The sequence below is a fragment of the Cellulomonas carbonis genome, assembly GCF_014636275.1.
Taxonomy (GTDB): Bacteria; Actinomycetota; Actinomycetes; order Actinomycetales; family Cellulomonadaceae; genus Actinotalea; species Actinotalea carbonis.
This window is the reverse complement of sequence record NZ_BMEB01000002.1, coordinates 276,319-289,711: the sequence shown is the minus strand read 5'-3', so window position 1 is coordinate 289,711 and position 13,393 is coordinate 276,319. Positions and strand designations below refer to the sequence as shown.

Sequence of the window (13,393 nt, the reverse complement as noted above, 5' to 3'; positions counted from 1 at the left end):
CAGCGCCCCGGTCAGTCCCAGCGGGCGTCGTCGGCGAGGCGCTCGCTGAGCACGGCGGCCCACACGACCGGCGTCGCGGGCAGGCCGTCGACCCACCCGACGGGGGTCCCGAGCCCGAGCACCGCGCCGGGCGCCTGCGCGTCGAACGTGTTGCACGCCGCGAGCGCGTCGAACGGCCGGTGCGCGCCCACGGCCCGCATCCAGCGCCGCACGTCGACGAGCTTGCGCCGCGCGTCGACCGCGGCCCACGCCTGGTGCGCGGTGAGCGCGTCGAGGATGTCGGCCGCGAGCGTCCAGTCGGACCGCTCCTCCCCCACGCCGACCGCGACGATGGTGGGCACGTCCTCGGCGATGCGGGCCCGGGCGCGCGCGACGGCCGACGGCGTCTGCAGCCGCCGACCGTGACCCGCGACGGGCGGCATCGCGCCCGCGAGCACGATGTCCTGCGGCTCGACGCCCGCCCGGGCCGCCATCTGCATCGAGGTGCGCAGCGCGAGGTCGGGCGCGCCGACGACGGCGATCACCCCGCCCGGCAGCGCGCGCAGCGTCGGCGGCCGGTCGAACCGGCGCACGAGCACCGACAGGGGCAGCGGCGTGTCGGGGCTGCTGAAGCCCTGGAGCAGCCGCGTCGGCACGCCGAGCTCGAGCAGCGCGCTCACGCTCGACCCGTTCCCGGGCCGCGGAGGGGCCTCGACGACGGCGTCGGTTTCGACCGCGTCGGCCGGGACGTCCTCGACCACCTCGGCCGACGACGCCTCCCCGGCGCCCACGTCCGGCCCGGCCTGCGCCGACGTGTCGGCTCCGGCCAGGTCGGACGCCGGCGCTTCCGCCGGCACGGCGGGCGGCGGCGCGGAGCCCTCGGCGGCCGACGCCCCGGCGGGCCCGACCATCTGCCGCATCGACTCGAGGATCTCCGCGAACGACGGCGACGAGGTCGAGACCACGGGCGGCTCCGCGGTCCCTGCGTCCGCCGACGACCGGGCGCCCCCCGCACCGCCGTCGTCGGACTCCGCCGCCTCGGCCGCGGCGAGCAGCGCCTCGATCCCGACCGCCCCGACCGCCCCGCCGGTCCCGGCGCCGGCAGCCCCGGACGCGCCGCTTCTTGAGCCGGCGCCCGCGCGCCCCCGCCCGGCGGGTCGGCGCGCGGTCTCCGGCTCGGGGACCTCGACGGTCAGCTCGTAGCGCTCGCGTGCGAAGAAGCCCGCGACCCCGCCCGTGCGCACCTTCTCGGCCTTGATGATCCGGGCGCCCGGCCCCATCTCCGCCTTGACGCGCGCCATGAGGGCGGGCAGGTCCTCACCCTCGAGCAGCAATCGCCTGGGCATCGTGGATCACTCCGACCGTCTCGATCTGCAGGCCTGCGCCCGTCACCTCGCTGTAGGACAGCACGGGGAGGGTCGGCAGGGCCAGCACCACGGTCCGCCGGAGCGCCGCACGCAGCACGGGTGCGCACACGAGCACCGCCTCGCGGCCCGAGGATTCACCCGCGGCCGCCGTCGTGCGGAGCGTGGAGAGCAGGTGGTCCATGCGGTGCGGCTCGAGCATGAGCTGCGTCCCGCCGTCGGACGGGCGCATGGCCTCCATGAGGTGCTGCTCGAGCGACGGCTCGAGCGTGATGACGCGCAGCACGCCGTCGTGCGCGTACGGCGCGGCGAGCGCGGGGCCGAGCGACGAGCGCGCGGCCTCGACGAGGCCCTCGACGTCGGTGCTGACCTTGGCGCGGAGCGTGAGGCCCTCGAAGATGCGCGACAGGTCGCGGATCGGCACCTGCTCGGCGAGCAGGCCCTGCAGGACGCGCTGCACCTCGCCGAGCGTGAGCAGGCTCGGGACGAGCTCGTCGACGACCGACGGGTTGACCTGCTTGACGCCCTCGGTGAGCACCCGGACGTCCTCGCGCGACAGCAGGCGCGGTGCGTTCGCGTCGATGATCGCGCCGAGGTGCGTGATGAGCACCGACACGCGGTCGACGACGGTCGCGCCGACCATCTCGGCGGCGTGCCGCAGCTCGGCGGGGATCCACTTGCCGGGCAGGCCGAACACGGGCTCGACGACGGGCGTGCCGCCTATGCCGTCGAGGTTGTCGCCGAGCGCGAGGACCCGGCCCCCGGGCGCCTCGCCGCGGCCGACCTCGACGCCGGCGATCTTGACGACGTACGTGGACCGCGGCAGGTCGACCGAGTCGCGCGTGCGCACGGGCGGCACGACGATGCCGAGCTCCATCGCGATCTTGCGGCGCAGCCCGCGGACGCGAGCGAGCAGGTCCTGGTCCGTGCCCGAGCCGACCATGTCGACGAGGTCGGGCGCGAGCAGGATCTCGAGCGCGTGAACGCGCATCTGCTCGATGAGCGCCTCGGGGGTGTCGGCCGACGGCCCGCCCGTCGCGACCTGCTGCACCTCGGCGAGCGCGAGGTCCCGCTCGGCGGCGGCGTCGCGCGCCTTGATCCGCTGCCCCGCGAGCAGCAGCGCGGCGCCGACCAGCAGGAACGGCGGCTTGGGCATGCCGGGGACGAGCGCGAGGGCGATCGCCGCGGCGCCCGCGATCTGGAGGGCGGTGCGGCTCTGGGTGAGCTGCGTGCTCGCCGTCTCGCCCATGCTCCCCTCGCTCGTGGCGCGCGTGACGATGAGGCCCGTCGAGACGGACATGAGCAGCGCGGGGATCTGCGTGACGAGGCCGTCGCCGATGGTCAGGAGGCTGAAGCGCTCGATCGCCTCGCCCGCCGACATGCCCATCTGGAGCATCCCGACCGCGAAGCCGCCGACCAGGTTGATGATCGTGATGATGATGCCCGCGATGGCGTCGCCCTTGACGAACTTCGAGCCACCGTCCATCGCGCCGTAGAAGTCGGCCTCGGCGGCGACGTCCGCGCGGCGCTTGCGCGCGGTGTCCTCGTCGATGAGGCCCGCGTTGAGGTCGGCGTCGATCGCCATCTGCTTGCCGGGCATCGCGTCGAGCGTGAACCGCGCGCCGACCTCGGCGACGCGGCCCGCACCGTTGGTGATGACCGCGAACTGGATGACGACGAGGATGAGGAAGATCACGAGGCCGATGACGAGCGAGCCGCCGACGACGAAGTGCCCGAACGCGTCGATGACCTGCCCGGCGTAGCCGTCGCCCAGGACGAGCCGGGTCGACGCGACGTTGAGCCCGAGCCGGAACAGCGTGAGCACGAGCAGCATCGAGGGGAACACCGAGAAGTCGAGCGGCCGCTTGATGTACATGCTGGTCAGCAGCACGACGAGCGACAGCGCGATGTTGAGGACGATGAGCACGTCGAGCATCGCCGCGGGCAGCGGCACGACGAGCAGGAGCACGACGCCGACGACGCCGATCGGCACGCCCAGCTGGGCGATCTGCTTGCCCTTCATCGGAGGACCTCCTGGCCGGTGCGGGTGCTGGTGCTGGCGCGGGTGCTGGTGCTGGTGCTGGGGGCGCTGCTCATGCGGCGGCCTCCTCGGGGATCTGCGTGGGGCCGCCCGGCGCCTTGTGCGTGCCGGTCGCGCTGCCGCGACGGCGCAGCGCCATGACGAACGCGAGGATCCGCGCGACGGCGACGTACAGGTGCGGCGGGATCTCCTGGCCGAGCTCGCACGCCTTGTGCAGCGCGCGGGCCAGCGGGACGTCCTCGACCATCGGGACGCGCTTGTCGGCCGCGACCGCGCGGATGCGGGCCGCGACGTGGCCGGCGCCCTTGGCGACGACCTTCGGCGCGCCCGTGCCCGGCTCGTAGCGCAGCGCGACGGCGACGTGCGTCGGGTTGACCAGCACGACGTCGGCGTGCGCGACGTCCGCGATCATCCGGTTGCGGCTCATCGCGATCTGCTTGGACCGGATCGCGCCCTTGAGCAGCGGGTCGCCCTCGCTCTGCTTGTTCTCCTGCTTGATCTCGTACTTCGTCATGCGGGTCCGCTTGCGGTTGCGCCGCATGACGACGACCACGTCGGCCGCCGCGAGCGCGAGGCCCGCGACGACGCCCGTGCGCAGCAGCCCGGCGACGCCGCCGCCGACGGTGTCGAGGATCTGCCCGAGCGAGTGCGAGCCCGAGCCGAGGAGCAGCGGCACGAGGCCCTGGACGGTGACGTAGAGGACCAGGCCGATCGCGGCGGCCTTGAGCGCGGCCTTGACGCCGTTCCACCACGCCTCGGGGCCGAGCACGCGCTTGAGGCCCTTGACGACGTTGAACTGCTGGAACTGCGGCTTGAGCTTCTTCGCGGAGACGTGGATGCCGCCCTGGGACGCGGCCGCCGCGATCGCGGTGAGCACGACGACGGCGAGCAGCGGTGCGACCGTGAGCAGCACCGACGCGAGGCCGTCGCCGAGCGCGGTGACCGCGAGCGCGGGGTCCGGCTCGGCGATGACGCGGCGCACGGCCGCGAGCTGCTCGCGCGCCGCGGCGGTCCCGGAGTCGATGACGTACGGGAGCATGAGCGCGCCCGCACCCACGCCGAGCCACGCGGACACGTCCTGCGAGCGCTGGAGGGACCCCTCGCGCCGCAGCTTCTTCATCCGCTGCGGGGTGGCCTTCTCGGACCGTTCGCCGCCGGGGGGCTCGTCGGCCATCAGGTCACCTCCCGACCTTGAGGAGGGTGCCGACGGCGTCGCCCGTGAGCGCACCGACGACCTCGGGCAGCGCGAGGTACGCGGCCGCGCCGAGCGTCACGGTCATGAGGATCTTGAGCGGGAACCCGAGCGCGAACGCGTTCAGGGCGGGTGCGACGCGCGTGAGCAGGCCGAGGCCTGCGTCCGCCAGGAACAGGACCGCGATGAGCGGCCCGGCGACCTGGAGCGACGCGACGAACATGTCGGTCAGGCCCGTCGCGGCCGCGGACGCCGTCTTCGCGAGGTCGAGCCCGGTGCCCAGCGGGAGCGCGTCGAACGTGCGCACGAGGCCGCCGATGACGACCTGGTAGGCGCCGGTCACGAGCAGCAGGACCGTCGCCGTCATCTGGTACAGCCGGCTGAACTGCGCGCCGTTGCTCATGCTCATCGGGTCGAACGCCGCCGCGAGCTGGAAGCCCGCGAACAGGTCGATCATGTTGCCCGCGGCCTGCACCGCGGAGAACACGAGCATCACGAGGAACCCCAGCGCCGCGCCGATGACGACCTGCATGACGAGGTCGGCGAGGAACTGGCCCGTCCCTGCCGCCATCGACGTGCCGGCCCCCTCGGCGCGCGCCGCGCGCGGCGCGACGGCGAGGCCGATCCCGACGGCGAGCATCGCCTTGATGCGCCCGGGGACCGCACCGTGCGCGAACGGCGGCGCGATGACGAGGAACGCCGCGATGCGGACGCCCGCGAGCATGACGACCTCGATCGTCGCGAGGGGGATCGTGAGGTTCACGTCAGCCGCCCAGCAGCGACGGGATGCGGGCGAAGAGCTCCTGGGTGAACGCGACCGTCTCGGCGATCATCCAGTGGCCCGCGATGAGCAGGGCCGCGGCGACGGCGATCGCCTTGGGCACGAAGCTCAGCGTCACCTCCTGCACCTGCGTGATCGACTGCAGGAGCGAGACGGCGAAGCCGACGACGAGCGCCGTGACGAGCAGGGGCGCGGAGAGCTTGGCCGCGAGGACCATCGCGTCGAGCCCGATGTCGAGGATCGCTGCGGTGTCCATCAGCCCGCCCCGGTGTAGCTGCCGACGAGCGCCGTGACGATCAGGCCCCAGCCGTCCACGAGGACGAACAGCAGGAGCTTGAAGGGCAGGGACACCATGACGGGCGGGAGCATCATCATGCCCATCGCCATGAGCGACGACGAGACGACGATGTCGATGACGAGGAACGGCACGAAGACGACGAACCCGATGATGAACGCCGACCGCAGCTCGGACAGCATGAACGCGGGGATCAGCGTCGTCATGCCGACGTCCGCGGGCGAGGCCGGGTTGGGCAGGTCGGCGGCGCGCGTCATGAGCGCGATGTCGTCCTCACGCGTGTGGGCGAGCATGAACTCGCGCAGCGGTCCCGACCCGGCCTCGACGGCCTGGCTGAACGTGAGCGTGCCGTCGAGGTAGGGCTGCACGCCGATGTCGTTGACGGACGACACGACGGGCGCCATGACGAACAGGCTGAGGAACAGCGCGAGCCCGGCGAGCACCTGGTTGGGCGGGACGCCCGTGAGGCCGAGCGCGTTCCGCGTCAGCGCGAGCACCACGAAGATCTTGGTGAAGCTGCTCATCATGAGCAGCAGCGACGGTGCGACCGACAGCAGCGTGATGGTCAGCAGGACGACGATCGAGCTGCTGGGGGTGCCGTCGAGGCCGTTGATGTCGACCGAGACGGACGGCTCGGTGGCCGGCGCCGTCGGGGCGGTGGGGTCGGTGGGCGGGACGGGCTCGACCGCGGCGTGCGCGGCGCCTCCCCCGACGAGCACGAGGAGCACCGCGGCCACGAGGGCGAGCAGCACGAGGGCGACCCACCGGGCCGCGTGCTGCCGGCCCGGGGTCGCCCGGTCGAGGTCGGCCGGGGCGGTTCTCAACGACGGATGGTCCGTTCCTGCACCGCAACCACCGCCCGGCGCCACGTCGTGGCGTCCAGGATCGATCCTTCGAGAGGGTTGCGGGGCTCGATGACCGCAGGCGTCCGTGCCGCGGGTGTCGACGAGGGGGCGTCCTCGAGCGAGGACAGGTCGGAGGGGACGTCCGGCAGGGCGCCGGCCAGGTCCGGGAGGTCGAGGTCGTCGCCCGCGAGCGCGGCGAGCTCCTCGGCGGTCAGGGGGACGCGTGCGTCGTGCACGTCGTCCTCGGGCTCGGGTGCGGGGGGCTCGACCTCGGTGAGCAGCGTGACGCCGTGCTCACCGACGCCCAGGACGAGGCGGCGGCCGCCGACGTCCACGAGCGCGAGACCGTTCTTGCCGCCGAGGCTCTGACGTGAGACGAGGGTCATGGGCTGGGCGCGGCGGATGCGGCGCACCGCGGCGCCGGCCCGGCCGGTCCCGCTGAGGCGCCGGTTGGCGTACCAGATCAGGCCCAGCACGCACGCGAGCGAGAGCACGACCCGCAGGCCCAGCACCACCGACGACGTGTCCATGACGTTCCCCGAGAGCGCCTCAGGCGCCCTCGCTCCCCACGATCTCGGTGATGCGGATGCCGTACTCCTCGTCGACGACGACGACCTCGCCGCGCGCGACGAGCCGGCCGTTGACCATGACGTCCGCGGGAGCACCGGCCGCGCGGTCGAGCTCGAGGACCGTGCCGGGCACGAGCTCGAGGACCTGGCGGACGGGCAGCCGCGTGCGGCCGATCTCCGCGGTGAGCGTCATCTCGACGTCGTGCAGGAGGCGCAGGGCCGAGCGGTCGTCGACACCGCGCTGCGACGGGGCCGAGCGCTGCTGCGGGACCGACTCGGGACGGGGCCGCAGGCGCAGGCCGAACCAGGCGTGCGCGGTGCCGTCAGCCGCGACGAGCGCGACCGCGGCCACGTCGTCGTCGTCGAGACCGCCCGCGAGCGGACCCGCGACGGCGGCGTCGAGCACGCCCGCGCCGAGCGTCGCGGACGCGGCCTCGAGCGCGGGGCGCAGCGCGTCGGCGAGCGACACGGTGCCGCCGGCGCCCGCGAGCGCCTCGGCGACGGCCGCGTCGGCGACGACGACGAGGTCGGCGCTCGTCGCGCCGACGAACGTCGCGCGGACCGCGACGGCGTCGTCGGCGGGCAGGGCCGTGACCGGGGCGACGTCGAGCGGGACGCTCGACGGCAGGAGCCGCGCGAGCTCGGCCGCGGCGGCGGAGGCCGTGGTGACGGCGTCCGTGTCGGCCGTGGTGCGGGTGGAAGCCATCAGTGGTTCTCCTCGGAGGTGACGACGAGGCAGGCGAGACGCGAGCCGTTGGCGCCCATGGCAGCGCGGGCGAGGACGACGTCGCCGATGACGACGTCGAGGGGCTGATCGCCGCGGTGCCGCAGCGGGACGACGTCGCCCAGGGCGAGCGTCGCGATCTCGGCGGCGGCGACGGTCTGGGGGCGGAAGCGCACGCCGATGCTGACGGGCACCTCCTGGACCTGGCCCGCGATCGCGTCGAGCGCGAGCTCGTGCTCGCGGACCTCGTCGACGGTGCGGGAGTCGAGCGCCTCGCCGGCGAGCAGCTGGGCGAGCATGACCTCGGCCGGGACCATGAACGTCGCGGTGCTCTCGTGCTTGCCGAGCTGCATCGTGAACGACGCGATGATGACGGGCTCCGAGGCGGCGGCGGCCTGGACGAACTGGGGCGCGTACTGCACCGACTTCACGTTGACGTCGAGCGGGCAGATGGACGCGAACGCGTAGTGCAGGTCGGCGAGCGCGTGGCCGAGGAGCTCGCGCACGAGCTGCCACTCGATGTCGGTGAGCTCGCGGTCGGGGCCCGAGGCGAGGCCGGGGCCGCCGAGCAGGTAGTCAACCCAGAGCATCGTCGCGTCGCTCGGCAGCTGGAGGACGGCGGTCGACCGGCCCTGCTCGACGCCGCACAGGACCATGGTGGTCATCGGCGGCAGGGAGCGGACGTACTCGTCGTAGGACCGCATCTCGACCGTGTCGAGCGTGGCCTGCGCGACGACGCGCAGGCGGGACGTCAGCTGCGTGCCCCACTGGCGGGCGAAGGTCTCGAAGCCCATCTCGAGGGCTCGCGCGTGCTCACGGGCGAGCGTCATCGGGCGGCGGAAGTCGTAGACCTCCGGCACTCCGGACCGCTTGCGCCGCGTCGAGCCGGGCGCCTCCTGGACTGTCACGGCCAGCACATCGGCGGCAGGTCAGGGCCCATGAGGGGTTTCGGGCGGACGACGAGGAAGCCCTGGGGCGTCCTGCCCGGTGTGCCGTCTCCCGGTCCGCGACGCGCGCGGCGGGGGTGGGACGGCTCCCCGGGCGTCCTGCCCGGGGCGAGGTGGCGCCCTCCGTGGCGCCGCGGTTCACCGGCGTCCGTGCCGGTCGGTGCGGGTGTCAGCGCGTGCGCGGACCTCCCGAGCGCGTCACTGGGTGACGTACTCGGTGAAGTACAGGTCCATCACCCCCTCGTGGTACGGCTCCTCGAGACGGTGCAGGAGCTCGGCCTTGAGCGCCTCGCGACCCTCGGGGCTCGCCACCTCGGTGACGGGGCGGCCCGAGTAGAGCGCGATGGCGTGGTCGAGCGCGGGTGCGGCCTGGATCTCGCCGTGGCCCGCGGCGTCGGCGGTCATCTGCAGGGCGAGGCCGATCCGCAGGTAGTGCCCGTCGGCGAGGTTGATGTTGATCGAGTCGATCGTGAGGACCTCGCCCGGCTCGGGTGCGTGCTCCTCGGCGGCCTCCTCGGCGCCCGCACCGGGCCCCATGAGGAAGTACCAGCCCGCACCGCCGCCGAGCAGGAGCACGGCGAGGACGATCATGACGAGCTTCTTCCTGGACCCGCCCTTCGCCTCGGTCTCCTCGGCGGGGGCCGCGGACTGCGACGGCACGGCGGCGGACGCCGACTTGGCGCCGATCTTGGGCTTGGACGCGATGACGCGCTGCTCGGTGGGCACGGTGATCACCTCATGGTGGCGGCGAGCTGCGGGAGCAGCCGGCGCACCTCGTCGGGGGCAGGGCTGAGGACGACCAGGTCGACACGACGGTTGGCCTCCAGGGCCTGCGGCGTGTTCGACGGGTCGAGCGGACGCGCGTCGCCGTACCCGACGGCGGCGGTCCGGGTCGGGGGCAGGCCGCCGACCTCGACGAGGCGCCGGAGCACCTGCGTCGCACGGTCGGAGGACAGCTCCCAGTTGGTGGGGTACGCCGCGGTCGGGACCACGTTGGCGTGGCCCTCGACCGAGATCTCCTCCTGGACCTCGCGCAGCACGGGCGCGATCGCGTCGAGCACGCGCTCGGCGGTCGGCGCCAGGTGCGCGCGGTCGGCGGCGAAGAAGACGTCGTCGGCGACCAGCCCGACCACGAGGCCGCGCTCGGAGATGCGGAACCGCACGCGGTCGGACAGCTGCTGCGCGTCGAGGCTCGCCTGGATGCGGTCCGCGATGCCCTCCAGCCGCTCGTACTCGGCGACGGCCGCGGCGGTGAGGCGCTCGGCCTCGGTCTGCGCCTCGACCGGGGTCTGCGGCTTGTTCTCGACGAGCATCGTCTCGCTCGGCAGCTCGACCGTGAGGTCGGGCGTGATCTGCACCGCCTCACCCGAGTCGAGCGCGCCGCCGCCGCCCACGAGCATCGTGGGGGCGTCGTTGCCGAAGCCGATCGCGAGCGACTTGCGCAGCTGCTCGTACTTGACCTCGTCGACCTGGCTCACGGCGTACATGACGATGAACAGGCCGACGAGCACCGTCATCATGTCGGCGTAGCTGACGGCCCAGCGCTCGTGGTTCTCGTGCTCCTCGTGCTCGACGTGCTTCTTGGGCCGCCGCCCGTGCCCGCCGGAGCCGTGCCCGGAGCTCATGCCGCCTTCTGCGCGTCGGCCGGCATGAGGCTGCGCAGACGCTGGCCGACCAGGCGCGGGTTCGCGCCGGCCTGGATCGCGAGGAGGCCCTCGACGGCGATCTCCATGTGCTGCGCCTCGATCTCCGACGCCCGCGTGATGCGCGCGGCGAACGGCAGCCAGATGAGGTTGGCCGTGAGCAGGCCCCACAGCGTCGCGACGAACGCCGCGCCGATCATGTGGCCCAGCTCGTCGGGGTTGGCGAGGTTCTCGAGCACGTGGACCAGCGACACGACGGTGCCGATGATGCCGATGGTCGGCGCGTAGCCGCCCATGTTGTTGAAGAACTTGGCGGACGCCTTGTCCTGCGCGCGCTTGCTCGCGATCTTGCTCTCGAGCATGTCGCGCAGGTCGTCCGGGTCGGTGCCGTCGATCGCGGCCTGGAGGCCGTCGCGCAGGAACGGGTCGTCGACGCTGCGTGCGGCGTCCTCGAGCGACAGCAGGCCCTCGCGGCGCGCGCGGTCCGCGAGGCCGACGACGGTCTCGACGGTCGCCTCGGAGTCGGGCGCCTTGAACGTGAGCCAGCGGGGCAGGGTCGTGAACGCCCGGATCGTGTCCTTGAGCGTCATGCTCGCCAGGCCCGCGCCGATCGTGCCGCCGATCACGAGGATCATCGGGGCCGGCAGGAACACCGACATCGGGTCCGCGCCCTCGATGAGGATCGAGGCGAAGATCATCACGAAGGCGAGGGCGATGCCCCCCAGCGTCGCCGGATCCATCAGTCACGCTCCGAGGGTGCGGGGGACGGGATCGCGCGCAGCGCGGGTGTGGACTGCGACCTCAGCTCGGTGACGGCGGCCATCTCGCCGCTCGCCTGACCGGTCAGCTCGACGGTCGCGGCGACCACCCGGGCGCGGTACTCGACGACGAGCTCGGTGATCTCCTCGAGGGACTCCGCGACGATGTACTTGGTGCCGTCGATGAGCGTGAGGATCGTGTCCGGCGTGGACTCGACCCGCTGGAGCAGGTCGGGGTTGACGGCGAACTTCGGGCCGTTCAGGCGCGTGACGACGATCATGGGATTCCATCCGTGGAGAGCCGAGGGCCCGTCCCTGGGCCTGCACCGATCTGATCGGCGGGGACGGCGGGGTGGTGAGCGGTCCGGGGCGAATCACCCGGTCAGGGGCGGTGCCGCGCGCGGGCGCGCGGAAGCACGCAACCGGCGCCGGCACCCGTCGGGGCGCCGACGCCGGCCGCGGGTCGCGCTGGGTCAGCGCTTGAGGTTCACGAGCTCCTGGAGCAGCTCGTCCGACGTCGTGATGACGCGGCTGTTCGCCTGGAACCCGCGCTGGGCGATGATCAGGTTGGTGAACTCGGCCGAGAGGTCGACGTTCGACATCTCGAGCGCGCCGCCGGTGAGCGTGCCGCGGCCACCCGTGCCGGCCGAGCCGACCGCGGGGTCACCGGAGTTGGCGCTCGTGCGGTAGAGCGAGCCGCCGGCCTTCTCCAGACCGCCCGGGTTGGCGAACGTCGCGAGCGAGACGCGGCCGACGTTCATCTTCATGCCGTTGCTGAACGCCCCGACGAGCGTGCCGTCGGCGGTGATCTGGAACGACTGGAGCGTGCCGGCCGAACGGCCGTCCTGGCTCGCGGCCTCGACCGTGTTGAGGCCCGCGAAGCCCGTGATGGTCGACAGGTCGACCGCGATGCCGCCGACGGCGAGCGTGCCGGCCGAGGTCGGCTGACCCGACGCGTCGAACGTCAGCGTGGCGGTGCCGCTGTCCGCGCCGCGCGCACCCGTGACGTCCCACCCGGTGGCGGTGCGCGTGAAGGCGAGCTGGAGCTGCTGGACGGCACCCTGGCCGTCGTAGACGTCGACCTGGCGGTTGAGCACCGTGCCGACGGCCGCGTCGCTGGGCAGGTTGCCCTCGAACGTCGCCTCGGCGGTCGCGGAGGCACCCATGAGGGTCGCGATCGGCAGGCGCAGGTCGTCGAGCGGCGCGTTCTCGTCGATGACGCCGTTCGCGTCGGCCGCCCAGCCCTGGACGAGGCCGCCCTCGGACGTGACGAGCTGGCCGTTCGCGTCGAACTCGAAGCTGCCCGAGCGCGTGTACATCGACTCGTTGCCGCTGCGGACCACGAAGAAGCCGTCGCCCGAGATCATCATGTCGGTGCTGCGGTTGGTCAGCTGGGCGGCGCCCTGCTGGAAGTTGGTCGTGATGCCGGCGACCTGCACGCCGAGGCCGACCTGCGCGGGGTTCGAGCCGCCGACGCCGTCCTGCGGCGCGCCCGCGTTCTGCATGACCTGCGAGAGCGTGTCCTGGAACTGGGTCTGGCTGGCCTTGAAGCCCGTGGTGTTGACGTTGGCGATGTTGTTGCCGGTGACGTCGAGCATCGTCTGGTGCGCCTTGAGGCCGCTGATGCCGGAGAAGAGCGAGCGGAGCATCGGGGTGTTCCCTTCGTGGAGCTGGGGCGGTCGGACGCGGGGTCAGACGGCCGAGGAGTCGGCGGACCCGGTCGCGGGCGTCGTGCCCTCGACCGGGGTGGTGTCGCCGCTTCCTGCGGCTGAGCTGCCCGAGCTTCCTGCTCCGGGGGTCGTGCTGGGGGTCGTGCCGTCGGGCGCCGTGCCCGTCGTCGTGCGACGGGCGGCGGCGACCTGGTCGAGCGGGATCGTCCACTCGCCCACCGTCACCATCGGCACCTCACCCGCGAACGAGACGGATTCGGCGACACCGGTGCGGGTGATCCCGCTCGCGTCGGTGAACGACACGTCCTGGCCGATGAGGCCGAGCGCGGCGACGCGCATCTGGAGCGCGAAGGACTCGCGCGTGGTCGACGCCACGGACGTGAGCTGCTCCATCGAGGCGAGCTGCGTCGACTGGTTCATCATGTCGCTCGTGTCCATGGGCTGCGTCGGGTCCTGGTAGCGCAGCTGCGCGACGAGGAGCGACAGGAAGACCTCGGAGTCCATGGTCTTCTTCGCCTCGGTGGCGGGCTTGGTGGTCGTGTAGAGGCTCGTCGGCGTCGTGGCCGCCGTGGAGTCGATCGTCAT

Annotated in this window: 15 protein-coding genes; all 15 read right to left on the bottom strand. The window is 73.2% G+C overall.

Going from position 1 to position 13,393, the window contains the following annotated elements:
- Nucleotides 1-11: 11 nt before the first annotated feature.
- Nucleotides 12-1,325: a hypothetical protein gene (locus IEV86_RS06615; RefSeq protein ID WP_188484598.1), complete on the bottom strand. Its 1,314-nt coding sequence runs from the start codon at nucleotides 1,323-1,325 to the stop codon at nucleotides 12-14.
- Entirely contained in the window at nucleotides 1,297-3,366 is a 2,070-nt protein-coding gene (locus IEV86_RS06610; RefSeq protein WP_043609745.1) for a flagellar biosynthesis protein FlhA, read from the bottom strand. Before IEV86_RS06610 ends, IEV86_RS06615 begins: the two co-directional genes overlap by 29 nt.
- Nucleotides 3,367-3,436: 70 nt before the next feature.
- The gene (locus IEV86_RS06605; RefSeq protein WP_052426533.1) at nucleotides 3,437-4,558 is read right to left on the bottom strand and encodes an EscU/YscU/HrcU family type III secretion system export apparatus switch protein; all 1,122 of its coding nucleotides are present in this window, start codon (nucleotides 4,556-4,558) and stop codon (nucleotides 3,437-3,439) included.
- A 4-nt stretch (nucleotides 4,559-4,562) separates the two neighbouring features.
- Complete coding sequence (locus IEV86_RS06600) at nucleotides 4,563-5,339, bottom strand: flagellar biosynthetic protein FliR (RefSeq protein WP_043609743.1); 777 nt, start codon at nucleotides 5,337-5,339, stop codon at nucleotides 4,563-4,565.
- A gap of 1 nt (nucleotide 5,340) precedes the next feature.
- Nucleotides 5,341-5,613 (bottom strand): flagellar biosynthesis protein FliQ, encoded by a 273-nt coding sequence (fliQ, locus tag IEV86_RS06595; protein ID WP_043609740.1) that lies wholly within the window; start codon nucleotides 5,611-5,613, stop codon nucleotides 5,341-5,343.
- A complete protein-coding gene (gene fliP / locus IEV86_RS06590) occupies nucleotides 5,613-6,476 on the bottom strand; it encodes a flagellar type III secretion system pore protein FliP (protein ID WP_052426532.1) in 864 nt (287 codons plus the stop codon). Before fliP ends, fliQ begins: the two co-directional genes overlap by 1 nt.
- Entirely contained in the window at nucleotides 6,473-7,027 is a 555-nt protein-coding gene (locus tag IEV86_RS06585) for a FliO/MopB family protein (protein WP_052426531.1), read from the bottom strand. Before IEV86_RS06585 ends, fliP begins: the two co-directional genes overlap by 4 nt.
- Nucleotides 7,028-7,046: 19 nt before the next feature.
- Nucleotides 7,047-7,772, bottom strand: coding sequence for a flagellar motor switch protein FliN (gene fliN, locus IEV86_RS06580; protein ID WP_188484597.1), 726 nt, complete (start codon nucleotides 7,770-7,772; stop codon nucleotides 7,047-7,049).
- A complete protein-coding gene (locus IEV86_RS06575; RefSeq protein WP_052426546.1) occupies nucleotides 7,772-8,698 on the bottom strand; it encodes a flagellar motor switch protein FliM in 927 nt (308 codons plus the stop codon). Before IEV86_RS06575 ends, fliN begins: the two co-directional genes overlap by 1 nt.
- Before the next feature lie 237 nt (nucleotides 8,699-8,935).
- Entirely contained in the window at nucleotides 8,936-9,463 is a 528-nt protein-coding gene (locus IEV86_RS06570) for a flagellar basal body-associated FliL family protein (RefSeq protein ID WP_043609919.1), read from the bottom strand.
- Nucleotides 9,464-9,468: 5 nt separating this feature from the next.
- The gene (locus IEV86_RS06565; RefSeq protein ID WP_043609904.1) at nucleotides 9,469-10,362 is read right to left on the bottom strand and encodes a flagellar motor protein MotB; all 894 of its coding nucleotides are present in this window, start codon (nucleotides 10,360-10,362) and stop codon (nucleotides 9,469-9,471) included.
- Nucleotides 10,359-11,120, bottom strand: a complete 762-nt coding sequence (locus IEV86_RS06560; RefSeq protein ID WP_043609901.1) for a motility protein A — start codon at nucleotides 11,118-11,120, stop codon at nucleotides 10,359-10,361. Before IEV86_RS06560 ends, IEV86_RS06565 begins: the two co-directional genes overlap by 4 nt.
- Nucleotides 11,120-11,419, bottom strand: a complete 300-nt coding sequence (locus tag IEV86_RS06555; RefSeq protein ID WP_081978932.1) for a flagellar FlbD family protein — start codon at nucleotides 11,417-11,419, stop codon at nucleotides 11,120-11,122. Before IEV86_RS06555 ends, IEV86_RS06560 begins: the two co-directional genes overlap by 1 nt.
- Nucleotides 11,420-11,611: 192 nt before the next feature.
- On the bottom strand, nucleotides 11,612-12,787 hold the full coding sequence (locus IEV86_RS06550; protein WP_043609898.1) for a flagellar hook protein FlgE: 1,176 nt from the start codon (nucleotides 12,785-12,787) through the stop codon (nucleotides 11,612-11,614).
- Between the two features lie 42 nt (nucleotides 12,788-12,829).
- Nucleotides 12,830-13,393, bottom strand: a complete 564-nt coding sequence (locus IEV86_RS06545) for a flagellar hook assembly protein FlgD (RefSeq protein ID WP_081978931.1) — start codon at nucleotides 13,391-13,393, stop codon at nucleotides 12,830-12,832.

What these genes read in the sequence shown, in the direction of transcription:
- IEV86_RS06615 (WP_188484598.1), bottom strand. Translation starts at nt 1,325, where the DNA reads ATGCCCAGGCGATTGCTGCTCGAGGGTGAGGACCTGCCCGCCCTCATG.
- IEV86_RS06610 (WP_043609745.1), bottom strand. Translation starts at nt 3,366, where the DNA reads ATGAAGGGCAAGCAGATCGCCCAGCTGGGCGTGCCGATCGGCGTCGTC.
- IEV86_RS06605 (WP_052426533.1), bottom strand. Translation starts at nt 4,558, where the DNA reads ATGGCCGACGAGCCCCCCGGCGGCGAACGGTCCGAGAAGGCCACCCCG.
- fliQ (WP_043609740.1), bottom strand. Translation starts at nt 5,613, where the DNA reads ATGGACACCGCAGCGATCCTCGACATCGGGCTCGACGCGATGGTCCTC.
- IEV86_RS06585 (WP_052426531.1), bottom strand. Translation starts at nt 7,027, where the DNA reads ATGGACACGTCGTCGGTGGTGCTGGGCCTGCGGGTCGTGCTCTCGCTC.
- fliN (WP_188484597.1), bottom strand. Translation starts at nt 7,772, where the DNA reads ATGGCTTCCACCCGCACCACGGCCGACACGGACGCCGTCACCACGGCC.
- IEV86_RS06565 (WP_043609904.1), bottom strand. Translation starts at nt 10,362, where the DNA reads ATGAGCTCCGGGCACGGCTCCGGCGGGCACGGGCGGCGGCCCAAGAAG.
- IEV86_RS06560 (WP_043609901.1), bottom strand. Translation starts at nt 11,120, where the DNA reads ATGGATCCGGCGACGCTGGGGGGCATCGCCCTCGCCTTCGTGATGATC.
- IEV86_RS06555 (WP_081978932.1), bottom strand. Translation starts at nt 11,419, where the DNA reads ATGATCGTCGTCACGCGCCTGAACGGCCCGAAGTTCGCCGTCAACCCC.
- IEV86_RS06550 (WP_043609898.1), bottom strand. Translation starts at nt 12,787, where the DNA reads ATGCTCCGCTCGCTCTTCTCCGGCATCAGCGGCCTCAAGGCGCACCAG.
- IEV86_RS06545 (WP_081978931.1), bottom strand. Translation starts at nt 13,393, where the DNA reads ATGACGATCGACTCCACGGCGGCCACGACGCCGACGAGCCTCTACACG.